Below are 22,749 nucleotides of genomic sequence, written 5' to 3'. Positions count from 1 at the left end.
CGCATGTTCACGCACATTCGACGAATGGCCGCTCCGGGTCAACCTTCAACGTGGTTCTCGCCCCCCGTCGTCTCAACGGTCAACCGGACACCGTGTACTCGAACGATCTGGCGCGTACGACCGGAACCGGTTTGCCGTGTTCCGGATTGCATGCGAAACAAACGCCTTCCGTCGTTAGCGACACCGCGCACGAGAATATGATGCCGTCGTCCGCTGCGTCATGCACGTACTCAAAGTGAAGAACACCTTCAAAGACCAGAACGTATCTCGTCACAGTCCCTGTCCCGGATTGACGATCGAATTTCAGGATCGCGGTTGCCTGGTCACCAAGCTCACAATGCATGGATCCGGACTCGTCTACAAACCGTCCGTCATGAAATTCGGCAGATGTCACGCATGAGTCATGCAGGCCGTGAGTTTCCCGAAGAAATTCATCGATTGCTTCCTGGCTTTTGACCATCCTCGGCATTTCAGTGGACGTAATTTTCCACCCATATCGTGATTGCTTGAGTGGCTCATTGTCGACGATCTATCGACGCGAACGATGAAAACGATCGATCGCAAACCCACTCCGACGCACGAACGACACACAACCTCGCTATCATGCGACCCCACTGCGTCGCCCACCCCCGAGCCCCGATGTCCATCACCGTCCCCTTCCCCACCGAACTCCGCGACTGGATCGCCGACAACCTCACACGCGGTGTCCCTCCGCAGACGATCGTTCAGGAACTGGTCAATCGAAAGAACCCGGTCGAACTCGCGTCGGGGATGGTCAACGCGATCACGTCGGCGTTTCTGTACGGCACGGCGTTGCCCGGCGACAAGCTCGAAATCGGCGGTGCGCCGGTGACCTACGAACTGGAGTCGCTGCGCGTGCCCGACGGTTCGCTGATTACCGTCGGCGAGCGCAAGGTGCGGGTCGTCGCGAGAATGCAGCGGCCTGCCGCGATCCAGCTCGGCAACTTTCTCAGCACGAGCGAATGCGAACAACTGATCGCGCTCGCGCGCCCGCGCCTGAATCGCTCGACCGTCGTCGATCCGGTGACAGGCCGCAATGTCGTCGCAGGGCATCGCAGCAGCAGCGGCATGTTCTTTCGTCTCGGCGAAACGCCGCTGATCGCGCGCATCGAAGCGCGGATCGCGGAACTCACGGGGCTGCCCGTCGAAAACGGCGAAGGCCTGCAGCTATTGAATTACGAAGCGGGCGCCGAATCGACGCCGCACGTCGACTATCTGGTCGCGAACAACGCGTCGAATCGCGAGTCGATCGCGCGCAGCGGTCAACGTGTCGGCACGCTGTTGATGTATCTGAACGATGTCGATGGCGGCGGTGGCGAAACCGTGTTTCCGCAGATCGGCTGGTCGGTGGCGCCGCAACGCGGGCACGCGCTCTACTTCGAATACGGCAACCGTTTCGGGCTGTCCGATCCGGGCTCGCTGCACGCGAGCACCCCGCTACGCGCAGGCGAGAAGTGGGTCGCGACGAAGTGGATTCGCACGCGCCGCTTCGTGCCACGCGATCAGGCTTAGTGCTAAAAAACGCGGCTCGAAAACGCGGGGCGATATAAACGCCCCGCCCTTCTCTACCGAAACCTCAACGCGCCATCACTTCGTCGGCCACCCAGCCGTCCGACGTCAGATGCACGCCCTCGCGCAACTGCATCGTGCCCGCGCCTTCGACGACGCGTTTAATCATCGGGAACACGCGCTGCACGTCGGCATCTTTCGCCCACGTCGCCGGTTCGATCTTGTACGTGTAGATCACCGACGTCGCGGTCTTGCCCTCGACCGGCGCGGGCCGTTCCCACCCGACCACCTTATCGAGCGTCAGCGTCGCCGCGCAGAAATCGGCCGGATGCGTGACGCTTCCGGTCGCGGTCGCGACCACTTCCGGAACGTGCAGATAGTATTTCTGGCCTTCGTCGGTCAACTGATACTGCCGCGCGGTCGCGGTGATCTTCTTGCCGGCCGGGTCAGTACGTTCGACCGTCATCGTCTTGCCCGCGACGAGGCCGACCTTCTCGAGCACTGGCATCTGGATCGCGTCGCGCGTGCCCGCGGCGACGTCGTCGGTCGTCACGTAGATCGGCCAGTCGTATTTCGCGAGACACAGGTGGCCGCGTTTCGCGAGGAAATCGTTGATCGTGGTCGTGAAATTCTCGCGGCTGACGTCCTGGCTTTTATCGTGGCAGCCGGCAAACAGCGTAAGGGAAATCATCGCAGCCGCGCCGCAAGCGAGGCGGACGGCAGTGGTACGTCGAATCATGGTGTGTTGCTCGAGTTGAATGACTGGGATGCAAATAAGGCACAGACAGATCGCAACGCGCGGCCACCCTTGCAGGCGAGCCGCGCGGGCTCATCGTCAGTTCACACAGGCACCGCTCGCAGGCGGCGTGGCGGGCGGCTGGTAACCGTCGGTCAGCGTGTTCAGGAAGCAGACCAGATCGGCGATGTTCTGCTGCGTCAGCTGCGGCGTCGAATGGATCGCACGCGGCTTCGCACCGTCGGCAGCGGTCGTGCCGCCGGCGTCGGTCTGCCCTTGCCCCATCGGCAGTTCTTCGTCGATGTTGCCTTGAAACGTGACCGGCAGATCGTTGAAGGACTGCGCGGTCGCGCCCGACGCCGCCGTCGGGAACAGCGCATACGACGGGTTCTGCACCATGTGCGTCGTATCGCCGCCGGTGCTCGGATACCAGTATTCCGGGTTCGTATCGCGGGTGTTGTAGAAGTTCAGTACCTGCGTCAGCGAATGGAATACGCCGTTGTGGAACAGTGCGGTCCGTGTCGCGACGTTGCGCAGCGTCGGCACCTTGAAGCGGCCGCAGTACGGATCGGGCACGTTGACGCCGGTGATCGAATCCGGACCGGCGCCGCTGTTGGCCGTACCCGGCGTATGAATGTTGTTGAGCGGACCGCACAGCCCCATGTCGACAAACGATGCGTTCGTGTTCGCCGGAATCGGATCAGGGTTGCCAGGAATCTGCGTGTCGTTACGCGGTGCGCCGATCGCCTGGTACGTGAAATCGGTCATCAGACCAACCGAGCCGTTGAAGTTCGCGCCGGCATAGTGGCAAGCCACGCATCCTGCGCCCTTATCGGTGTCGTTGAAGAGCTGGAGGCCGCGCATTTCCGCCGCCGTCAGCGTCCCGCCGATCTTGTTCGACTCGAACAGATCGAACTTGCTCGAGTACGGCGCGAAGCTCGGGTCTTCCACCTGATACGCCTGCAATGCGACGCCGACGTCGGTGAACGTCGCGTTCGCGTCGGAGAATACGCCCGCGCCGAAGGCCTGCTGGAACAGCGCCGCATACGACGCGCTCTGCACGGTCTGCACGACGACGGCCGGCGACGCATTGTTCATTTCGAGCGGATTGAGCAGCGGCAGCGCCGGCTGCGTGGCGAGCGTCGTCGCGCGGCCGTCTTCCATGAAGCCGCCGCCGGGCGCGTTCTGCGTGATGCCGTCGGGGTTCTCGGCGATGTCGTTGTACGGCGGCGTCATCGATTTATAGCGCAGCGAAGGCACCGCGCGCTGTCCCGCCTGCGACGGATCGGAGCCGAGCTGTACCGACAGGCTGTTCGGCGGCCCGTACGCATACTGCGGGTTGTGACACGTCGCGCACGACATGTTCTTGCCGCTCGACAGGTTCTTGTCGAAGAACAGTTGCTGGCCGACCTGCGCGGCCGCGCTCAGCGTGATCTTCGCGGGAGGCGCGAGACCGCCGGTCGAGCCACCACTCGACGAGGTCTGGCTCGAGCCGCTATCGCTGCCACCGCCGCCGCAGGCGGTCAGCAGCACGGAGAATGCGCACAGTACACCGAAGAAAATTTTTCGCATTTCAAGGTCTTTGATTGCCCGGGTCCTGGGACCGCTTCTGCGCGGTTCCGTTGAAGCCGAAGGTCACCCGACAACAGGAGTCACGATACGCAAACTGCCGGGCCGCACATTGCGGCCCGGCAGCGAGATCAAAAGCTTGTTGTCGCGGGAGACCATGCAGCGCCTCCCGCCAGTCACACACTTACTTCGCGAGTGCCCAGATGTTGGTCTGGCTTGCGTCCGGACCCGCAGCACGCGAGGCCAGCGACGTACCCGTCACGTCGACCGGGTTCAGCTTCTGCGTGTAGGTAGCCGGCGTGATGTACGCGTGGTTCATCGGTCGCACGGCGTCGAAGTGCGTATCCGCGCTGCCCGCGAGTTCCGGCAGGTTCAGGATGTTGCTGGCGATGAACGATTCCGTGTACTTCGCACGGGCGAGGTACGTGGCCGGCTGTGCCGGGTCACCGATCTGGAACATGTCCTGCATCGTACGCACCAGCGAGAAGTGGCTGTACTCGTCGCTGTCGACGATGTTCGGGTTGGCCTGGTTCGTTGCCACACCGAAGATCGAATTGCCGTGACCGTGGTTGCCGCCGTTGTACTTCGCCGTCGTCACCGGCGTGAACTTGCCGTTCGCGAACGTGAGCGGAGCCTGGTTGACGTCGGAGGTCACCGGGTTCCAGCCGCAGCATGCCGTCGAGCTACCTTCGCCTTCGTCGAACATCACGACGATCGCCACCTTGCGCTGCTTGTTGGCCCACAGCGGCGATGCCTGGATCTTCGTGATCACCTGACGGACATAGTCGTCGCCACGCTGAACGATCTGCGTGCTGCCGCCCGAGCACGACGGATCGGAGCCGGTGCCGTGCATGTCGTCGCACTGGTCAGGCATGATGAAGTTGATGCTGCCCACGTCGCCGGAGGCCAGGTCGGTGCTGAACTGGTCCGGGTTGTAGCCGGCCGGGATCGGGTAAGCCGTCGACTTCGCCCAGTCGGCTGCGCTGTACTGCGTGCCGAAGATGGTGCGGTTGTCGGCCATGAACTCCGGCAGGTTACGCGTCGGCTGATAAGCCATGCCCGGATGGTGCTTGGTCTTGTACAGCGCGTTCGGAACAGCGAATGCCGTGCCGTTGCTGCCCGGGCCCGTGTACGTGTCCGTAATCGCGGCATCGGCGATGCTGTCCGAGCGCGGGTCTTGACCCGGGTTCATCGACTCGCTGTAGGTACGCCACGTCAGGCCAGCCTGCGTCAGCAGGTTGAACAGCGACGGCGACTGGACGTTGTGGTTCGCGCTCGATCCGACCGTCGTACAGGCGGCGTTCGTCAGGCCCGTCAGGTGCGTGGTGTCCTGCGTCGGCAGTGCACCGGTCGCGACGAGCGGCTGGCCATCCGACGCCTTGCCGCCGGCAAACGCCACGTCCGTCGGGGCGTTCGCGCCGCTCGTGCCGGCACCGCAGCCCCACCAGTTGTCGTCGACGATACCCCAGTCGTCCGCACCGCCGAGTGCCGTGTAGTTCGGCTCGCTCGGGTTACCCGTCGAGTAGTACGTCGTGAACTGTGCGTTGCTGGCCAGGAACTGGTTGATGAACGGTGCGCTCGTCGAACCGAGAATACCCGGCGTGCCCGTCACCGGCGCCACGCTGTGGTTCTCCAGCATGATCACGAAGATGTTGTCGTAGCGCGGAATGCCTTCGACGTTGAACGCGGCCTGTTGCGATTGCGCGTACGTGATCGGCGCCTGCTTCGTCGTCGATACGACGGCGGTCGCGGCGGTCACGCCCGCAGCGCCGACCAGCGACGGATCGCCGCCCGGCACCGCGAGGTTGTCCGGATACTGGTCGTGACGGTCGAGCTTGGTCGTCGCGTACGTGTAGCGGTTGCCGAGTTCGTTTTCTTCGAACAGCATCGCCTGCTGCTCGGCACCCGACAGCTTCGTCACATCGCTCAGCAGATTCGCCGCGGTGATCGCCACCGACGACGCACCCAGGGCCGGCGCGCTCATACGCGTGACCAGGTTGGCCTTTTCGGTCGCGTAGGTCGTGCCGTTCGCTTCCACCAGACGCTGCACTTCGCTCGACATCGGGCTGATCACGACGTTCGTCGCGCCCTGGTCGGCGATCTGCGCAGCCGAAGCGCGCAGGATCACGTGGCTGGCGACGGCCGCACCGCTTGCCGTGTTCTTGGCATTCGTGCTGACATCGGCAATCAGTTGACCCGTGGCGGTCGATTGCAGCGAGAAATGACCATTCGCGTCCGTCGTTGCCGTGGCTTCCGACGCGTCGCACACACCATTGCCGTTCGCGTCGAGGCAAACCGTCGCGCCGGTGTAGTAGCCGGCCTTGACGGTCGGGTTACCGGTCGTGCTGCCCGGCGTGACAGCGGCCGCGTTCACGACGCCCGAGAACGTCGTCGGCGTCGGGTTGCTGGCCGTCGTCGCCGGATGGTTGTCGCTACCTCCGCAAGCGGCGAGCACACAGGCTGCCGCAATCGAAGTTAGAAGGAGGGTGCTGCGATTTGCTAAATGGACCGACATTGTGGGTGCCCCTGTAGGTTGCATGTGCGACTACTTTCTTCTTTGCAAACAGCTGTGCGTTACCTGCGGAGCCGGATTATCAAGTCGATAAATTAATATTTCGTGAAACCACCCGTTAAGGAATTTTACGATTCAATTTCTCAATTCCAACAGAATCATTACATCGCAAATAAGCAGCGGAGTGTCGCTACCTTGCAGACGACCCGCCCTGTCCTTCCCGTGCCGGAAGGCCTCCCGCCCCTGGACGCACTTCGCGCTCACCTGGAATGTCGGAAAAAGTAATGATCAATAAGGATGACTTGTAAGCTCGCGCTCCCATTTTTGAGCGCGTGCTTTTTTACGTGGAGACGGATTAGTCTCAGTCGTCGGCAGCGAATATTTATGTCGTGCCGAAGGTGTGGAATCCCGATGAACGCGTCGCTTCGCAATCCCTGGCAGACGATGCGGAGTGCATCGGTGCTGTGCTCGCTACCCGGGCGGAAAACGCGTGATGCTCAGCCGACGCCGAGCCATTCGTCGATCACGTCACGCCGCTCGCGAAACGCATCGAACGTGCCGTCGAACACGATCTCGCCATGCCCCATCACGGCGACACGTTGCGCGAGTGCATGCGCGATCGCGAGCCGCTGTTCGATCAGCAGCATCGCGACGCCGCGTTCGCTCAACGTGCGCAGACAGGCGGTCACCTGTTCGATGCGCTGTGCGGCGAGCCCTTCTGTCGGCTCGTCGATCACCAGCAGATCGGGGTCGCCGAGCAACGCGCGAGCAAGCGCGAGCATCTGCTGCTCGCCGCCCGACAGTGCGCCGGCACGCGTGCGCTGTCGTTCGTGCAGAACCGGGAACAGCGCGTATGCGTCGTCGAACGTGAAGCGCGGTGTGTGGCTGTGGCCGCGCCGCATCTGTCCGAGCAGAAGATTTTCGTGGACGGTCAGTGTGGGGAATACGTCGCGATGTTCGGGCACGTAGCCGATACCGAGCCGCGCGATCTCGAACGGTCGCAGCCCGCTCAACGAACGACCCGCGAAATTGAGTTCACCGTCGCTGCGGACCAGCCCCATGATCGCGCGCGCGAGCGTCGAGCGCCCCGAGCCGTTGCGGCCCGCGAGCGCGAGTACCTCGCCCGCTTCGATGCGCAGGTTCACGCCGTGCAGCGCCTGGCTCGCGCCGTGCCATGCACGCAGATCGCGGATGTCGAGTAGCGCTGTCATCGCGCGAAACCGTCTTTGAGGTCGCTGCCGAGGTAGGCGGCGCGTACCGACGCATCCGCACGGATCTCGGTCGGCGTGCCGGTCGCGATCACGCGACCGCCGACCAGCACCGAGATGCGATCGGCGAGGCCGAACACGGCATCCATGTCGTGCTCGATCATCAGCAGCGTGCGGCCGGCGGTCGCGCCGCGGATCAGTTCGATCGCGCGCGCGGCCTCCGCGCGGTTCATGCCCGCGGTGGGTTCGTCGAGCAGCAGCGTGTGTGCGCCGCCCGCAAGCGCGAGACCGAGATCGAGCGCGCGCTGCTCCGCATAGCTGAGCGTGCCAGCCAGCGTATCCGCACGCGCGCCGAGGCCGACCGCATCGAGCACCTGTTCGGCGCGTGCGTCGGCGGCACGGAAACGGGTCCAGCGACGCCACACGCTGCCGCGCCCGCGCTCCGCGAACAGCGCCGCACAGCGCAGGTTGTCGAATACCGACAGCCCCACGAACAGACTCGTGCGCTGAAAACTGCGCGCGAGGCCGCGTCGGCTGATCGCCGCAGCACCCAGCCGCGTGATGTCGACGCCGAACAACTCGATGCGCCCCGCGCCCGGCCGGCTCGCGCCCGCGATCAGATCGAACAGCGTCGACTTGCCCGCGCCGTTCGGACCGATCAGCGCGTGACGCTCGCCGGGCTCGACGACGAGATCGACGCCGCGCAGCACTTCGGTCGCGCCGAAGCGTTTTTCGATACGGTGGAGTGTGAGGGCGGCCGTCATGGGGCGGGGTCGTGCGATTCGCGAACGTTGGCGGCTACGGCTACGGCTGCGGTTGTGGCGACATGAAGCGCACTACCCTGTCCCTGTTCCTGTTCCCGCTTCACACGCATCGCTTCCGCGCTCGCCCATCGACGTCGCGCAGCCCGCGCCGCGACGAAGCCCATCGCCGCCAGCAGCACAACGACTGCGGCGATCGTTGCAACGTGCGCGTCGATCGGCGTCGTGCCGTCGGCGTGACCGGCCGGGAACCAGTTCGCGAGCGCTCCGTTGCTACCCGCATCGTCAGCGCCGAACTGTCGCGCGTACGCCCACTGCACCGCGACGACGATCGCCGCGACCCACGCACACACAGCGCTCGCGCCGAGCAGCCACGGCGCGACGCACGTGCGCCAGCCGTAACGCGTAAGCCGCGCGGACGCGCGCGCGGCGAAACCGGCGAGACCGTCGGGCGAGCCGACCACGACCGCGACGAACAGCAGTCCGAGATAGAACAGCCACGCGCGCGTGACGCTCGCGACCGCGACGCTGAAGAACGTCAACACGACCGCGCCCGCGACCGGCCCAAAGAACGCCCCGGTCCCGCCGATCACGGTCGCGATCAGCACGGCGCCGGAGCGCAGCATGCCGACGCTTTCCGTCGATACGAGTTCGACGTTGATCAGTCCCAGCGTCCCCGCGACGCCCGCGAAGAACGCTGCGCACACGACGCTCGCGTAGCGCACGCGTCGCGGCTCGCAACCGATCGCCGCCGCGCGCACCGGGTTGTCGCGCACCGCGTTCGCGATGCGCATGAACGGCGTACGCGACAGCGCGAACATCGCGACGCACGCGAGCACGCACCATATGGCGATCAACACGTACGCTTCGCGCGCGGGGCCGAAGGTCCACGCGCCGAGTGCGGGACCGCTCGCGCGATCGATCGCGACGCCCGCCTCGCCGCCGAACCAGTCGGGCAACGTCCACGCGGCGGCGGCGATCAGCTCGCCGATGCCGAGCGTGATCATCGCGAACGCGGTGCCCGCGCGACGCGTCGATACGTAGCCGGTCAACACGCCTACCAGCGCGCCGCCGATCCCGCCTGCGAGTGGCAACACCGGCAGCGGCACACCAAACGCGTTGAACAGACGAGCGGCGATCAACGCGCCGAGTCCCGCATGCACCACGTGACCGAGCGACAGCAAACCCGTTTCGCCGAGCAGGATGTTGTACGACAGCGCGAACACGATCATCGTCGCGGTTTGCGCGAGGTAGGCGAGCAGCCAGGTGTTGGGGGATTTCGACGATACGAATAGAGGCACCATCAGCAGCACGATGAGTGCGAGCCAGGGTGCGAGTGAGCGTAGCGAGGGTGTGCGCGAGGTGATACGGACGCGCTGGGAAGATGTGCCGATGTCCTCGTTTGCTTCATCCAACGCGCGCACGTCATGTGCCCCGCGTAATTCTCGCGCATCGCGTGACCGACGTGTTTCGCGCTCGCCGGACGCCGCACGCTCCCCGCCCCTCTCGCGCGACCCACGTCCCGCCCCCCGCCGATCAAACGGCCCGCGTGCGTCAGACATCGTCTTGATACCGGCCGAACAGTCCGCGCGGCCGCAGCGCCAGCATCGCGACGAGCAGCAGATACGGAATCAGCGGTGCCAGCTGCGCGAGCGTCAGGCCGCCCCACGCGGATGACATCGGTTGCCCGAGCGCCGCTGCGATGCCGCCCAACGACACGTCGCTCGCGACCGCGAACGTCTGCACACAACCCACGAGCAGCGACGCAGCCAGCGCACCGCCGAGCGACCCCAGTCCGCCGATCACGACAACGACAAACACGATCGAGCCGACCGATTCGGCCATCGCCGGCTCGATCACGAAGAGCGGTGCCCCGATCACACCGGCGAGTGCCGCGAGCGCGGTGCCCGCTGCGAACACGAACGTGAACACGCGCGGCACGTTGTGACCGAGCGCCTCGACGGCCTCCGGATGCGTCAGCGCGGCACGCACGATCAGCCCCGTCTTCGACACGCGCAACACTGCGTACAGCACCGCGAGCATCGCCAGCGACACCGCCATCATGAACGCGCGATAACGCGGAAACGCGGCGCCGTCGAACGTGAAGAGCGCACCGTCAAGCGCATGCGGCACCGGCGCGGCAAGCGCCTGCAAGCCCCAGACGAGCTTCACCGTTTCGCCGATCAGATAGGCGGCGCCGAACGTCAGCAGCAGTTCGGCGAGATGGCCGTGCGGACGCACGCGACGCAACAGCACACGCTCGAACACCGCACCCGCAAGCCCGACGACAAGCGGCGCAAACACGAGCGCGCCCCAGAAGCCTGTCTTCGCGGCGATCGTCACGCCGACATACGCGCCGAGCATGTAGAAGCTCGCGTGCGCGAAGTTGAGCACGCCGAGCATGCTGAAAATCAGCGTCAGTCCCGCCGACAGCATGAACAGCAGCAGCCCGTAGCTGACGCCGTTCAGCAGGTTGATCGCAAGCGACTGCATGCGGCTCGTGCGCTCAGTCAGCGGTGCTGGTGCCGGCGCCCGCCACGGCAAGCGGCAGAAGCGCGGCTCGCAGTTCGGCAGGCAGCGCGACCGGTCGACGCGTCGCGCGGTCCACGTAGACGTGCACGAAATGTCCCTGCGCGGCGGGCTGCGTATGCCCTTCGCGAAAGAGTCCGATCTCGTAGCGCACGCTCGACGAACCGAGCCGCACGACGCTTAACCCCGCCTCGACCTTCTCGGGAAACACGAGCGGCGCGAAGTAATTGCACTGCGTCTCGACGACCAGCCCGATCGTCTCGCCATGCTCGACGTCGAGCACGCCCGCGCGGATCAGATACTCGTTCACAACCGTATCGAAGTAGCTGTAGTAGACGACGTTGTTCACGTGGCCGTACACGTCGTTGTCCATCCAGCGCGTGGTGATCGGCAGGAAGTGGCGGTACGCGGCGCGCAGCGCGGGAGCGGGTTTGTTCATCGTGTGTCTCGCCAATGGATGCGCGTACGCGGGATCAAAGCGATTCGGTCAGCATCCGACGATAATCGTCGGCGCTCGCTTCGCGCGGATTGGTCTTGTGACAGTGATCGGCGAGCGCGCCCTGGATCACCTTGTCGAACACAGCCGGCTCGACGCCCATCTGCCGCAGACCGGTCGGCAGGCCGAGACGCGCGGTCATGTCGAACAGCGCCTGCGCGAGATCGGCGTGCTCGGGCAGCTTCATTGCATGACGCATCCGCGCGTAGCGATGGTTCGCGACCACCGTTTCCGAATGCTCGTTGAAGCGAAGCACGGCAGGCAGCACGACCGCGTTCAGCGTCCCGTGATGCAACGACGTGCGGCCGTTCACCGGCACGCCGCCGAGCGGATGCGACAGCGAATGCACGCAGCCGAGTCCCTTCTGGAACGCCATCGCGCCCTGCATCGATGCGCTCATCATGTTCAGGCGCGCGTCGCGATCGTTGCCGTCGGCGGTCGCGCGCTCGATGTGCGTCCACGCGCGTTCGAGGCCGTCGAGTGCGATGCCGTCGGCAGGCGGATTGAACGCGGGCGCGAGAAACGTCTCGATGCAATGCGCGACCGCGTCCATCCCGGTCGCGGCGGTCAACGACGACGGCAGGCCGAGCGTCAGCCCCGGATCGCAGATCGCCGCCTTCGGCAGCAGATGCCACGAGTGAAAGCCGAGCTTGCGCCCATCGTTCAGGATCACGATCGCGCCGCGCGCGACTTCGCTGCCGGTGCCGGCGGTGGTCGGAATCGCGATCAGCGGCGCGGCGGCTTCGGTGATGCGGCCGCTGCCGCCCTCGATCGTCGCGTAACTGGTCAGCGTCCCTGTGTGTGTCGCCGCGATCGCGACGCCCTTCGCGAGATCGATCGACGAACCGCCGCCGACCGCAATCAATCCGTCGCAACGTTCGTCGCGATAACGCGCGGCGGCCGCGAGCACCATCGCTTCGGTCGGATTCGACGGCGTGTCGTCGAACACCGGCACGTCGCCGAGTTGCAGCGCCGCGAGCGTCCGCTCGACGAGACCGGCCGCGACGACACCCTTGTCGGTGACGATCAGCGGCCGCGTGATGCCGGTCCGCGCGCACTCCGCGCGCAGTTGCGCGAGCGCGTCGTAGCCCAGATGGATATGCGTCAGGTAGTAGATGTACGCCATGCCAGTCTCCATTGGAATCAGCGGATCATGCTATGCGTGCGGCGGGTTGCCGGACGGTTGTCTGTCGCGCGTTATTGTCCCGGCCGTTCGACGAATTCGAACGGCAGCCCACGCCGGCGCATCCATTCGCCGAGCGCCTGACCGGTGCCCGCGCGCCACGGCCGCAGCTTCGCCGGTTCGACGAGCCGGTATTCGAGCAGTTCAGGCGACAGCGCGATCGTGCCGTGCGCGCGCACGTGGTACGCGATGATCAGTTCGTTCTTGCGGATGAATTCGTACACGCCGATCAGTTCGACGGTTTCCGCGTGCAGCGACGTCTCTTCGAGCACTTCGCGCGCGATGCCCTGCTCCGGCGTCTCGCCGTTCTCGAGAAAACCGGTGATCAGCGCGAACATCCCCTCCTGCCACGCGGCGTTGCGCGCGAGCAGGATCTTGCCTTCGTACTCGACGATCGCCGCGACGACCGGCAGCGGATTGTTCCAGTGGACATAGCCGCAGGTGTCGTCGGGACACGCGCGGCGCACGCGGCCGCCTTCGTGTTCGGGATCCGCGCGCTCGGAAAGCGGCTTGGCACAGCGGGGACAGTATTGGTAATCGCTCATGGTCGAGGGGTGGAGAAAGGTCGATGCGGGGCGTGGGTGGTTGTCGGGTTGCGGTTGCTTTGCAGTTTCGATGTTGTGCGGCTGCGCGCGGTCGGGTCTTTCACGTGACGCGTTACGAAGACCGCCGCGCGGGTCATGGTACCTCTCATGTGGCATGTGCGCGCGAACGTCTCGATAGCCAGGCGTCCTGGCAACCGGTCGCGCGAAGCGACGCGAAAGCGGATATTTTAGTGCGCGGCTCGGGAAGATGTTCGAGGGATCGGTGAAGAGAGGCGGAGGTACGGACAACGCGGGGATGCGAACGGTGCAGATCGATGGATCGAATGGCTGGGCACGCGTCGTACGTGGGCTGCTTCGTTGCAGCGGCTAGACGGCACGAAGGACGTGCGGCCTGGCTTCGGTGCTTCGGTGCACACACGATGCGGGTTTTTCCAAGCCGGGAACGCAAACACCGCAGTTCCCTATTTAGCGTGGCCGGACCCGAACAGTGTGCAAACACCTTCTACATGTGCCATCGCTTCATGCGCCCGCGCAATCGCTACGCCGAGGCTCTTCGCGTCGATGCACGCGGACCCTTCGCCTGCACTTAGCGTCGCGGCCGCCGTCCAACCACCACAACCGCAACAAGCCCAACCGCCCCCAACATCAACGCCCCAGCCGCAAGCCACAGAGCCGGAGAGAACGACCCAGTGCGCTCCGCGATCGGCGCCGCGACGAGCGGCCCGACGATCTGACCAAGGCCGTACGCGGCAGTCGCATAGCCCATCAGTCCGGCTGCGCGATCGCCATGCAGACGACGCGCCTCGCGCATCGCGAACAGCGTGATCGCGGTGAACGGCAATCCGATCAGCACGCTGCCGAGCGCGAAGCCCGCCGCCGTCGGCCATACGATCCCGAGCACGATCCCCGCCGCCTGCAACACATAGCACGCGGCGAGCAGCGAACGGTTCTCCCAGTGCGACGGCAGCCGCGCGGCGCACAACGCACCGACGATCAGCGCGACACCGAACATCGGCCAGAACAGATCGGGCCATGCGGACCCAGACGGCAACGCATGGCGCGCGATCACCGGAAGAAAAGTCGCCGTGATGATGTAGCCGAAGCCGGGAATGCCGTACAGCACGACGAGCCAGAACGCGTCGGCGCGATGAGTCGCGGGTGAGGCGCTGGCGGCTGCGTTGATCCGCTGAACCGGAGTCGCTGCAGCCGTTGTGGAAACGCGCGCAATCGCATCACGCGACGGCACGACGAACACACGCCACACAAGCGCCGTGAGCACCGCCGCGATCGCCGCAAACGCCGCCCAGCCCACCGACGCCCCGTACCCGGCCGCCGCCCCCGCGAGCAATCCCGTGCCCGCGATGCCGAAGCCCGGTCCCGTGTAGATCACGCCGCCCCACGCGTTCGCATTGAGCGTCGCCAGGCGCCGCAATCCCCACTGCGACGCGAACACGAACGTCCACGCGCTGACCACGCCCGCCGCGAAACGCACGACGACCCACACACCAAACGACGAGGTCACGCCCATCGCGAGCGTCAGCAGCACGGTCAGCACGAGGCCGGCACGCACCATCCTCGCGTGCTCGATGCGCAGCGCCGCACACGTCGTCGCGCCGAGGAAATAGCCCGCGTAGTTCGCTGACGCGAGCCAGCCGCCATGTCGAAGATCGAGCATCCCGCCCGACAGCATCAGCGGCAGCAACGGCGTGAACGCGAACCGCCCGATGCCGAGCACCACCGCGAGCGCGATCATGCAGCCGAGCGCGGCACGCCGGGCGGCATGCGGTTCGGAACGGTCGGCGAGCGAGGCGGAGGCGAAATCGGTCATGAAGCGATGGCGTGGAAACCAAAGGCAAAAAGGCGTTGCCGGATGGCGCTCATCCTAGCTCCACCACCTCATCACAAAAAATGAATTATCCTGATGCTACCCATCGCTGAGAGAGAAACATGGACCTCGCCGCCTTGACCATTTTCCGCGCCGTCGTGCGCGAGAACGGCATCACGCGGGCTGCCGCGAAGCTGAACCGGGTGCAGTCGAACGTGACGACGCGCATCCGGCAGCTCGAAGAGCAGCTCGGCACGGAGCTGTTCACCCGCGACGGTCGTCGGCTGGTGCTGACGCCCGCCGGCGAAACGCTGCTGCCCTACGCCGAGCGTCTGCTCGCGCTCGCCGACGAGGCGCGTCACGCCGTCCGCGAGAATCGTCCGAACGGACGCCTGCGGCTCGGCACGATGGAAAGCGTCGCGGCGAGCCGTCTGCCGAGCCTGCTCGCGCGCTATCACCAGACGTGGCCCGACGTCGCGCTCGAACTCGAGACGGGCACGACGGGTCGGCTGATCGAACGCGTGCGTGAATTCGAGGTCGACGCGGCGCTGATCGCGACGCCGCTCGACGGCGGCCTGCCCGGCGAGCCGTTCGAAACGCTGCCGGTGTTTCGCGAGGAACTGGTGATGCTGACGCCGCGCGGTCATCGGCCGATTCGCGAGGCACGCGACATCGCGCTGTCGACGCTCGTGGCATTCGAGCGCGGTTGCGCGTATCGCAGTTACGTGGAGCGGTGGTATACGCAGAACAATTTGCGGCCGGCGCGTGTGCTCGAACTCGGTTCGTATCACGCGATCGTCGCGTGCGTCGCGGCCGGTGCGGGCGTCGCGGTCGCGCCGCGCTCGGTACTCGAGCTGCAGCCGCAGATGAACGACATCGCGATCCACTCGCTCGGCGCACTCGGGAAAATCGATACGCTGCTGATCTGGCGACGTGGGCATTTTTCGGCGGCGCTCAATGCTTTGCGCTCAGCGTTGCTTGAGGACAGCAATATTGGCGAGACTGACGCGGACGCCGCTCGCGGTGAGGGTGTGTTGCAGCCGGCGTAGGACAACGCGACACGGTCGGGCAATCGAACCCGTACGAGCGAGCATCAAGCAGTCAATCAACCGAATCGCCCATAAAAAAACCGCGCGTTTCGCAACGCGCGGTTTTTTTACATCGGCCATCGGCAGTATCGCCAACGCCTACAGCCGAACCAAAGCCCGCTTAAAGCAGCCCTTCGACCCAACCCTTCACACCCGCAAGCGCCGCCGGCAACCCCGCCGGATCCGTACCGCCCGCCTGCGCCATATCGGGCCGTCCACCGCCCTTGCCGCCAACCTGCTGCGCGACGAAGTTCACGAGTTCGCCCGCCTTCACCTTCTTGCTGGCCTCGGGCGTCACGCCCGCGATCAGACTAACCTTGCCGCCTTCGACCGACGCAAGCACGATCGCAGCGCTCTTGAGTTTGTCCTTCAGCTTGTCGACGGTTTCGCGCAGCGTCTTCACGTCGGCGCCTTCGAGCGTCGCCGCAAGCACATGCACGCCCGCGACATCGACCGCCTGGCCGACGAGTTCATCGCCCTGGTTCGACGCAAGCTTCGACTTCAGCGCGCCGAGTTCCTTTTCGAGCGACTTCACCTGGTCCTGCACCTGCGCGATCCGCTGCGTCAGTTCCGACGGCTGCGCCTTCAATGCGGCCGCTGCTTCGCTGATGCGCGAGTCGAGTTCCTGCACGTAGCGCACCGCGTTGTCGCCGGTGATCGCCTCGACGCGGCGAATCCCTGCCGCGACGCCGCCTTCCGCCACGATCTTGAAGAAGCCGATGTCGCCGGTGCGGCTCACGTGCGTACCGCCGCACAGTTCGCGCGAGAAGCCGAGATCGAGCACGCGCACTTCGTCGCCGTACTTCTCGCCGAACAGCGCCATCGCGCCGCCCTTCACCGCGTCGTCGTACGGCATCACGCGGACGATGCCCGGCGCGTTCGCGACCACTTCCGCGTTGACGATCGCCTCGACGCGGCGGATCTGGTCGTCGGTCATCGGTGCGTTGTGCGCGAAGTCGAAGCGGGTCTTCTCAGGATCGACGAGCGAGCCCTTCTGCTGCACATGCGAGCCGAGCACTTCGCGCAACGCCTTGTGCATCAAATGGGTAGCCGAGTGATTGCGCACCGTGCGGGCGCGGCGCACCGCGTCGATTTCCGCCTTCACGACGTCGCCAACTTTCAGCGTGCCCTGTTCGAGCGTGCCGTGATGGCCGGTCACGTCGGCCTGCACTTTCAGCGTATCCGCGACTGCGAAGCGCACGCTCGCGTTGGCGAGCACGCCCTGGTCGCCGACCTGGCCGCCCGATTCCGCGTAGAACGGCGTGTGGTCGAGCACGACGACGGCCTGTTGACCGTTCTCGACAGCCTTCACCGACGCGCCGTCCACATACAGCGCGACGACCTTCGCGTCGTCGAACACGATCTCGTCGTAGCCGTGGAACGTGGTCTTCGCGCCCGAGTATTCGAGGCCCTGCGCCATCTTGAACTTGCCGGCCGCGCGCGCCTGGTCGCGCTGACGCGCCATCGCATCGTCGAACGCCGGTTCATCGACGGTGATGCCGCGTTCGCGACAGACGTCGGCGGTCAGATCGAGCGGGAAACCGTAGGTGTCGTGCAGCTTGAACGCGAGTTCGCCGTCGAGCGTCTTGAGACCCTTTGCATCGAGATCGGCCAGCGCGCCTTCGAGGATCGACATGCCGTGCTCGATCGTTTCGAAGAAGCGCTCCTCCTCCTGGCGCAGCACGTCGGTCACGCGCGCCTCGGCTTCTTTCAGCTCCGGATACGCGGCGCCCATCTGCGCGACGAGGTCCGGCACCAGCCGGTTGAAGAACGCGCCTTTGCGGCCGAGCTTGTAGCCGTGGCGGATCGCGCGGCGCACGATCCGGCGCAGCACGTAGCCGCGCCCTTCGTTGCCGGGAATCACACCGTCGACGATCAGGAACGAGCACGCGCGGATGTGATCGGCGATCACCTTCAGCGAGTTGTTGGTCAGATCGGTCACGCCGGTTTCACGCGAGGCGGCCTTGATCAGCGCCTGGAACAGGTCGATCTCGTAGTTGCTGTGCACGTGCTGCAGCACGGCGGCGATACGCTCCAGACCCATGCCGGTGTCGACGCACTGCTTCGGCAGTGGCGTCATGTTGCCCTGCGCGTCGCGGCTGAACTGCATGAACACGAGATTCCAGATCTCGATGTAGCGGTCGCCATCTTCTTCAGGCGATCCCGGCGGGCCGCCCCACACGTCCGGGCCATGGTCGTAGAAGATTTCCGAACACGGGCCGCACGGGCCGACGTCGGCCATCTGCCAGAAATTGTCCGACGCGTAACGCGCGCCCTTGTTGTCGCCGATGCGGATGATCCGCTCGACCGGCACGCCGACTTCTTTCGCCCAGATGTCGTGCGCCTCGTCGTCCTCGTGATAGACGGTGACCCAGAGCTTTTCTTTCGGCAACTGATAGACGCCGGTCAGCAGTTCCCACGCGTAGTGGATCGCGTCGCGCTTGAAGTAGTCGCCGAACGAGAAGTTGCCCAGCATCTCGAAGAACGTGTGATGCCGCGCGGTGTAGCCGACGTTTTCGAGGTCGTTGTGCTTGCCGCCCGCGCGTACGCTGCGCTGCGATGTCGTGGCGCGCGCATAGGGCCGCGATTCCGCGCCGAGAAAGACGTCCTTGAACTGCACCATGCCCGAGTTGGTGAAGAGCAGCGTCGGGTCGTTGCCCGGCACGAGGCTCGACGAGCGGACGATCGTATGGCCCTTCGATTCGAAGAACTTGAGGAATTTCTCGCGGATTTCGGCGGCTTTCATGGCGTGCGGGGAGCGGTCTCTGCTTGATCTGGCGACATCGCGGCGATGCGCCAGCGGGTTATGGCGCTGGTCGATGCCGGTCAGACGGTGAAACGACCGATTATACGGGATCAACGCCCGCGCGAGGGTGCGTGGGCGTTGGCGGGCGGGGGTCTGGCCGTTCGGCCGGGTTTGGGGGCATCCGCTTCGGTGACGCTCGCCTCGCCGGCCAGGCGCTAGCACCATTGCGCCGCACGCGCCTCTGCCGTTTGGCCGGATGCCCAGTCGCCCGGTATTCGCTTAATATGGCCAATCGCTGCGCCTGGCCTCGCCGTGCCGCAGCCCGCTCACAGCAAACTACTCGGGACCAGGGTCGGCGCTATATGAAACCGACTCCGGCCGGCAAGGAGACAAGGTCCGAACATGGGTGCACTCAGTCATCTCCGCGTGCTCGATCTCACCCGCGTGCTCGCGGGTCCGTGGTGCGCACAGACGCTCGCCGATTTCGGCGCCGACGTGATCAAGGTCGAACGGCCGGGTGTCGGCGACGATACGCGTCACTGGGGGCCGCCCTACCTGAAAACGCCCGGCGGCGAGGACACTCACGAGGCCGCGTACTACCTCGCGGCGAACCGCAACAAGCGCTCGGTAACCGTCGACATCGCGACGCCCGAAGGGCAGAAGATCGTCCGTGAACTGGCCGCGCACAGCGACGTCGTGCTCGAGAACTACAAGGTCGGTCAGCTGAAAAAGTACGGGCTCGACTACGACTCGCTGAAAGCGGTGAAGCCTGACCTCGTGTACTGCTCGGTGACGGGCTTCGGCCAGACTGGTCCGTACGCGCAGCGCGCGGGCTACGACTTCATCGTCCAGGGTATCGGCGGCTTCATGAGCATCACCGGCGAGCGCGACGCGCTGCCGGGCGGCGGTCCGCAGAAAGCAGGCGTCGCGATCGCCGATCTGATGACCGGCATGTACTCGACGGTCGCCGTGCTCACCGCGCTCGCGCATCGCGACCGCACGGGCGAAGGCCAGTACATCGACATGGCGCTGCTCGACGTGCAGGTCGCGATGCTCGCGAACATGAACTCGAATTTCCTCGCGAGCGGCAATGCGCCCGCGCGCTGGGGCAACGCGCATCCGAACATCGTGCCGTACCAGACGTTCCAGACCAGCGACAGCTGGATCATCGTCGCGGTCGGCAACGACGGACAGTTCCGCAAGTTCGTCGAAGCGGGCGGCCGCGCCGAACTCGCCGACGACGACCGCTTCGCGACTAACCCCGCACGCGTGCGCAACCGCGACGTGCTCGTGCCGATCCTCGCGGAGATGGTGCGCACGCGCGGCAAGCTCGAATGGATCGGGGCGCTCGAGGCGGCCGGCGTGCCGTGCGGGCCGATCAACGATCTGGAAGAGGTGTTCGACAACGAGCAGGTGATCGCGCGCGGGTTGCAGGTCGATCTGCCGCATCCGTCGGGCGGCACGGTGAAGCTGGTGCGCAATCCGGTGAACATGAGCGCGACGCCGCCGCAGGCCCGCTCGCATCCGCCGACGCTCGGCGAACATACCGACGAAATTCTGCGCGATGTGCTCGGTTACGACGATGCGCGGATCGCCGCGTTGCGGGGCCAGTCGGTGATTTGAACGCGGACGCCCGCCCCTACTCGGGCAAAAGCCCCGCCGCCCGATAACTGTCGATCACCGTATCGTAGAGCTTGATATCGGAGCGGCCTCGCGCCAGCAGTTGCGCGCCGGAAACTGCCGCGAAGATCGCGCGTGCGCGCTTCTTCGCATCTCTCGAAGCCACGATTTCTGCGGCCACCAGATTCTTCGCAAGCCACGCGACGTTGACGTCGACGAAGGACTGAATCTCCTTCTTCACGACGTCCGGCAGGTCGTCGTTTTCTGCCGTCATGAAACTGGCCAGACACATGCGGTTCTCGTTCTCGAGCGCGGCCCGGAACGTCCCTGGGAATTTGCGCAGACGGTCGGCGGGATCGGGCGTGCTGGCCGACAGTTCTTCCAGCGCCGCCGCTGCGTCTTCCCAGTAACGCCGCGCGACGGCTGCGGCCAGATCCGCCTTGCTCGGGAAATGGTGATAGAGGCTCGCGGCCTTGATGCCGACTTCCTGCGCAAGCGCACGCAGATTCAATCCACCGTAACCGTGCGCCTGCGCGATCGTCGTCGCGACGGCCAGGATCCTGTCACTGGAACTGGTGCTCGAATTTGTGCCCGCCTGCTTGTCCACGAATCGCCTCTCGATAAATACGAACCGCCCGCGCAATCGCCTGGATCGGTTGGCCTGGGTTGGCCTGAATAGCCGCTGCACGGCAGCGTATTCCCGATAGTAGCGTGCCGCCGCGTCCGCGGACAGGATGCAACCGGATCGCCCTCCCGATTCAAAGGTGTTGACGTCACCGAACATAAGCCCTAGTTTACATCCTAACAAACGTTAGGTAGTTTAAAAATCCTGGCTTTGTCGGCTTCCGATCCAACACTTTTTGAGGCTCCCTATGAGCACCGAACTCAGCACCGAACTCGTCTCCCTGGACGCAACCAGGCTCGCAGAATTGATCCGTAGCAAAGAAGTCTCGCCAGTAGAAGTCATGCAGGCGCATCTCGACCGCATCCAGTCCGCGGATCAGAAAATCAACGCGATCGTCACGCTCGCCGACGACGCGCTCGACGCCGCGAAAGCCGCAGAGGCAGCCGTTCTCGCGGGGAAAGAACTGGGACCGCTGCATGGCGTTCCGTTCACGGCAAAAGACTCCATCGACACCGCCGGCGTGCTAACCCAACGCGGCTCGCCGATCTTCAAGGGCCGTCTGCCCGACACCGACGCGACCAGCGTCGCCCGGATGAAAAAGGCCGGTGGCGTGCTGATCGCGAAAACCAACCACCCTGAGTTTTCCTTCTGGATCGAGACCGACAACCTGCTGTCCGGACGCACGAGAAACCCGTGGAATCTGGACCGTACGCCGGGCGGGTCGAGCGGTGGCGAATCGGCGGCCATTGCAGCGGGCATGTCGCCCATTGGGCTCGCGACCGACGTGGCAATCTCGGTGCGCGGTCCGGCGGCGCTGACCGGCGTCGTTGGCCTGAAGGCAACGCACGGACGCATTCCGATGACCGGCATCTGGCCGCGCGTGCCCCGCCGCTTCTGGCACATCGGTCCAATGGCACGCAGCGTGCGCGACATCGCGCTCGCGTATTCGCTGCTGGCAGGTCCTGATGGCGCAGACGGTTTTTCCACGGCTCCGCTCACGCTCGATACGGGCATCGGATCGACACCGGGCCGACCGCTTCGCGTGGGCTGGCTCGTCGAACCGGCCTTCGCCCCGGTGGATGCCGACGTAGCAGCCACCGTCCAGGCCTCCGCCGACGCACTGCAAAGCCTGGGCGTCACCGTGGAGCCGGTGCGCATTCCCGTGCTCGAACAGATCAACTCGCTCGAGTTGCTGTGGAAACTTCAGGTGATGGAAACGAAGCCCGCGTTCCGCGAGGTAACGGCCGGACACGAAGACAAGATCTTCAAGCATGTGCAGGCGGTCTATGACACGCCCGACACGTCGATCGCCGATTTCGTTCATGCAGAGCAGCAGATCGAACAGCTGCGCGACGGCTTCGCCGCGTACTTCCAGCGTTACGACGCGTTGCTCTGTCCGGTGACGCCGGTGCCGGCGCATCAGCACGACGCCACCGAGTTCGTCATCAACGGTCAGACCGTGTCTTCGTTGCACGTGATGAGTGCGACCGCGCCTCTGAGCGTGACCGGACTTCCTGGCCTGTCGATGCGGTTCGGCACGAGCCGCGACGGGCTGCCAGTCGCCGTGCAACTGGTCTCGCCGTGGATGGCGGAGTCGACGCTGCTGCATCTCGCTTCGCTGCTCGAAAGCGTGAGCCCTGTCCGGGGTCTTCACCCGGATTTGTCCAGCCTGTGATTCGCGTCGAGCGGATCGATAGAACCTGACCCGGCGCCGACGCATTCCGTATTGAACGGAAAGCGATCGGCGCCGATTTTCTGAACGAGCCTTCGGGAGAA

General features: G+C 65.1%; 17 protein-coding genes. 4 read left to right on the top strand and 13 right to left on the bottom strand.

Annotated elements, in window-relative coordinates; genetic code table 11:
- Positions 1 to 639 precede the first annotated feature (639 nt).
- Complete coding sequence (locus E1748_RS16395; RefSeq protein ID WP_133648241.1) at positions 640 to 1,533, top strand: 2OG-Fe(II) oxygenase; 894 nt, start codon at positions 640 to 642, stop codon at positions 1,531 to 1,533.
- 64 nt (positions 1,534 to 1,597) lie between these two features.
- On the opposite strand, the gene E1748_RS16390 is transcribed toward E1748_RS16395, so the two are convergent.
- From E1748_RS16390 to E1748_RS16340, 11 genes are all read right to left on the bottom strand, one after another.
- Positions 1,598 to 2,269, bottom strand: a complete 672-nt coding sequence (locus tag E1748_RS16390; protein ID WP_133648240.1) for a hypothetical protein — start codon at positions 2,267 to 2,269, stop codon at positions 1,598 to 1,600.
- Positions 2,270 to 2,365: 96 nt separating this feature from the next.
- Positions 2,366 to 3,838, bottom strand: a complete 1,473-nt coding sequence (locus E1748_RS16385; protein WP_133648239.1) for a cytochrome-c peroxidase — start codon at positions 3,836 to 3,838, stop codon at positions 2,366 to 2,368.
- 181 nt (positions 3,839 to 4,019) lie between these two features.
- Entirely contained in the window at positions 4,020 to 6,350 is a 2,331-nt protein-coding gene (locus tag E1748_RS16380; protein ID WP_133648238.1) for an alkaline phosphatase family protein, read from the bottom strand.
- Positions 6,351 to 6,844: 494 nt separating this feature from the next.
- Positions 6,845 to 7,558, bottom strand: coding sequence for an ABC transporter ATP-binding protein (locus E1748_RS16375; RefSeq protein WP_133648237.1), 714 nt, complete (start codon positions 7,556 to 7,558; stop codon positions 6,845 to 6,847).
- Positions 7,555 to 8,319 carry an ABC transporter ATP-binding protein gene (locus E1748_RS16370; protein WP_133648236.1) on the bottom strand — a complete coding sequence of 255 codons (765 nt, stop codon included), beginning with the start codon at positions 8,317 to 8,319 and terminating at the stop codon, positions 7,555 to 7,557. Before E1748_RS16370 ends, E1748_RS16375 begins: the two co-directional genes overlap by 4 nt.
- Positions 8,316 to 9,710 (bottom strand): branched-chain amino acid ABC transporter permease, encoded by a 1,395-nt coding sequence (locus E1748_RS16365; protein WP_240766740.1) that lies wholly within the window; start codon positions 9,708 to 9,710, stop codon positions 8,316 to 8,318. The genes E1748_RS16370 and E1748_RS16365 overlap by 4 nt, the downstream gene beginning before the upstream one ends.
- Before the next feature lie 160 nt (positions 9,711 to 9,870).
- The gene (locus tag E1748_RS16360; RefSeq protein WP_133648234.1) at positions 9,871 to 10,809 is read right to left on the bottom strand and encodes a branched-chain amino acid ABC transporter permease; all 939 of its coding nucleotides are present in this window, start codon (positions 10,807 to 10,809) and stop codon (positions 9,871 to 9,873) included.
- A 13-nt stretch (positions 10,810 to 10,822) separates the two neighbouring features.
- Positions 10,823 to 11,284: an acyl-CoA thioesterase gene (locus E1748_RS16355; RefSeq protein ID WP_133648233.1), complete on the bottom strand. Its 462-nt coding sequence runs from the start codon at positions 11,282 to 11,284 to the stop codon at positions 10,823 to 10,825.
- 34 nt (positions 11,285 to 11,318) lie between these two features.
- Positions 11,319 to 12,467: an iron-containing alcohol dehydrogenase gene (locus E1748_RS16350; protein WP_133648232.1), complete on the bottom strand. Its 1,149-nt coding sequence runs from the start codon at positions 12,465 to 12,467 to the stop codon at positions 11,319 to 11,321.
- A 71-nt stretch (positions 12,468 to 12,538) separates the two neighbouring features.
- Positions 12,539 to 13,069 carry an NUDIX domain-containing protein gene (locus E1748_RS16345; RefSeq protein ID WP_133648231.1) on the bottom strand — a complete coding sequence of 177 codons (531 nt, stop codon included), beginning with the start codon at positions 13,067 to 13,069 and terminating at the stop codon, positions 12,539 to 12,541.
- A 586-nt stretch (positions 13,070 to 13,655) separates the two neighbouring features.
- The gene (locus E1748_RS16340; RefSeq protein WP_133648230.1) at positions 13,656 to 14,897 is read right to left on the bottom strand and encodes a YbfB/YjiJ family MFS transporter; all 1,242 of its coding nucleotides are present in this window, start codon (positions 14,895 to 14,897) and stop codon (positions 13,656 to 13,658) included.
- Between the two features lie 119 nt (positions 14,898 to 15,016).
- On the opposite strand from E1748_RS16340, the gene E1748_RS16335 reads away from it, so the two are divergent.
- Complete coding sequence (locus tag E1748_RS16335) at positions 15,017 to 15,943, top strand: LysR family transcriptional regulator (protein ID WP_133648229.1); 927 nt, start codon at positions 15,017 to 15,019, stop codon at positions 15,941 to 15,943.
- 160 nt (positions 15,944 to 16,103) lie between these two features.
- Here E1748_RS16335 and alaS read toward each other — a convergent pair whose 3' ends face one another.
- Positions 16,104 to 18,728, bottom strand: coding sequence for an alanine--tRNA ligase (alaS, locus tag E1748_RS16330; protein ID WP_133648228.1), 2,625 nt, complete (start codon positions 18,726 to 18,728; stop codon positions 16,104 to 16,106).
- Between the two features lie 402 nt (positions 18,729 to 19,130).
- On the opposite strand from alaS, the gene E1748_RS16325 reads away from it, so the two are divergent.
- Complete coding sequence (locus tag E1748_RS16325; protein WP_133648227.1) at positions 19,131 to 20,351, top strand: CaiB/BaiF CoA transferase family protein; 1,221 nt, start codon at positions 19,131 to 19,133, stop codon at positions 20,349 to 20,351.
- A gap of 16 nt (positions 20,352 to 20,367) precedes the next feature.
- Here E1748_RS16325 and E1748_RS16320 read toward each other — a convergent pair whose 3' ends face one another.
- Positions 20,368 to 20,955: a TetR/AcrR family transcriptional regulator gene (locus E1748_RS16320; RefSeq protein ID WP_240766739.1), complete on the bottom strand. Its 588-nt coding sequence runs from the start codon at positions 20,953 to 20,955 to the stop codon at positions 20,368 to 20,370.
- A 265-nt stretch (positions 20,956 to 21,220) separates the two neighbouring features.
- Between E1748_RS16320 and E1748_RS16315 the strand changes: the two genes are divergently transcribed.
- Positions 21,221 to 22,648, top strand: a complete 1,428-nt coding sequence (locus E1748_RS16315; RefSeq protein WP_133648225.1) for an amidase — start codon at positions 21,221 to 21,223, stop codon at positions 22,646 to 22,648.
- The last annotated feature ends 101 nt before the right edge of the window (positions 22,649 to 22,749 follow it).

This window comes from Paraburkholderia flava, assembly GCF_004359985.1.
Lineage (GTDB): Bacteria > Pseudomonadota > Gammaproteobacteria > Burkholderiales > Burkholderiaceae > Paraburkholderia > Paraburkholderia flava.
Note: the sequence above shows the minus strand (reverse complement) of the source record. Positions and strands in the feature narration are given on the sequence as shown.

What these genes read in the sequence shown, in the direction of transcription:
- E1748_RS16390 (WP_133648240.1), bottom strand. Translation starts at nt 2,269, where the DNA reads ATGATTCGACGTACCACTGCCGTCCGCCTCGCTTGCGGCGCGGCTGCG.
- alaS (WP_133648228.1), bottom strand. Translation starts at nt 18,728, where the DNA reads ATGAAAGCCGCCGAAATCCGCGAGAAATTCCTCAAGTTCTTCGAATCG.
- E1748_RS16385 (WP_133648239.1), bottom strand. Translation starts at nt 3,838, where the DNA reads ATGCGAAAAATTTTCTTCGGTGTACTGTGCGCATTCTCCGTGCTGCTG.
- E1748_RS16395 (WP_133648241.1), top strand. Translation starts at nt 640, where the DNA reads ATGTCCATCACCGTCCCCTTCCCCACCGAACTCCGCGACTGGATCGCC.
- E1748_RS16370 (WP_133648236.1), bottom strand. Translation starts at nt 8,319, where the DNA reads ATGACGGCCGCCCTCACACTCCACCGTATCGAAAAACGCTTCGGCGCG.
- E1748_RS16380 (WP_133648238.1), bottom strand. Translation starts at nt 6,350, where the DNA reads ATGTCGGTCCATTTAGCAAATCGCAGCACCCTCCTTCTAACTTCGATT.
- E1748_RS16345 (WP_133648231.1), bottom strand. Translation starts at nt 13,069, where the DNA reads ATGAGCGATTACCAATACTGTCCCCGCTGTGCCAAGCCGCTTTCCGAG.
- E1748_RS16360 (WP_133648234.1), bottom strand. Translation starts at nt 10,809, where the DNA reads ATGCAGTCGCTTGCGATCAACCTGCTGAACGGCGTCAGCTACGGGCTG.
- E1748_RS16350 (WP_133648232.1), bottom strand. Translation starts at nt 12,467, where the DNA reads ATGGCGTACATCTACTACCTGACGCATATCCATCTGGGCTACGACGCG.
- E1748_RS16355 (WP_133648233.1), bottom strand. Translation starts at nt 11,284, where the DNA reads ATGAACAAACCCGCTCCCGCGCTGCGCGCCGCGTACCGCCACTTCCTG.
- E1748_RS16340 (WP_133648230.1), bottom strand. Translation starts at nt 14,897, where the DNA reads ATGACCGATTTCGCCTCCGCCTCGCTCGCCGACCGTTCCGAACCGCAT.
- E1748_RS16315 (WP_133648225.1), top strand. Translation starts at nt 21,221, where the DNA reads ATGAGCACCGAACTCAGCACCGAACTCGTCTCCCTGGACGCAACCAGG.
- E1748_RS16375 (WP_133648237.1), bottom strand. Translation starts at nt 7,558, where the DNA reads ATGACAGCGCTACTCGACATCCGCGATCTGCGTGCATGGCACGGCGCG.
- E1748_RS16335 (WP_133648229.1), top strand. Translation starts at nt 15,017, where the DNA reads ATGGACCTCGCCGCCTTGACCATTTTCCGCGCCGTCGTGCGCGAGAAC.
- E1748_RS16325 (WP_133648227.1), top strand. Translation starts at nt 19,131, where the DNA reads ATGGGTGCACTCAGTCATCTCCGCGTGCTCGATCTCACCCGCGTGCTC.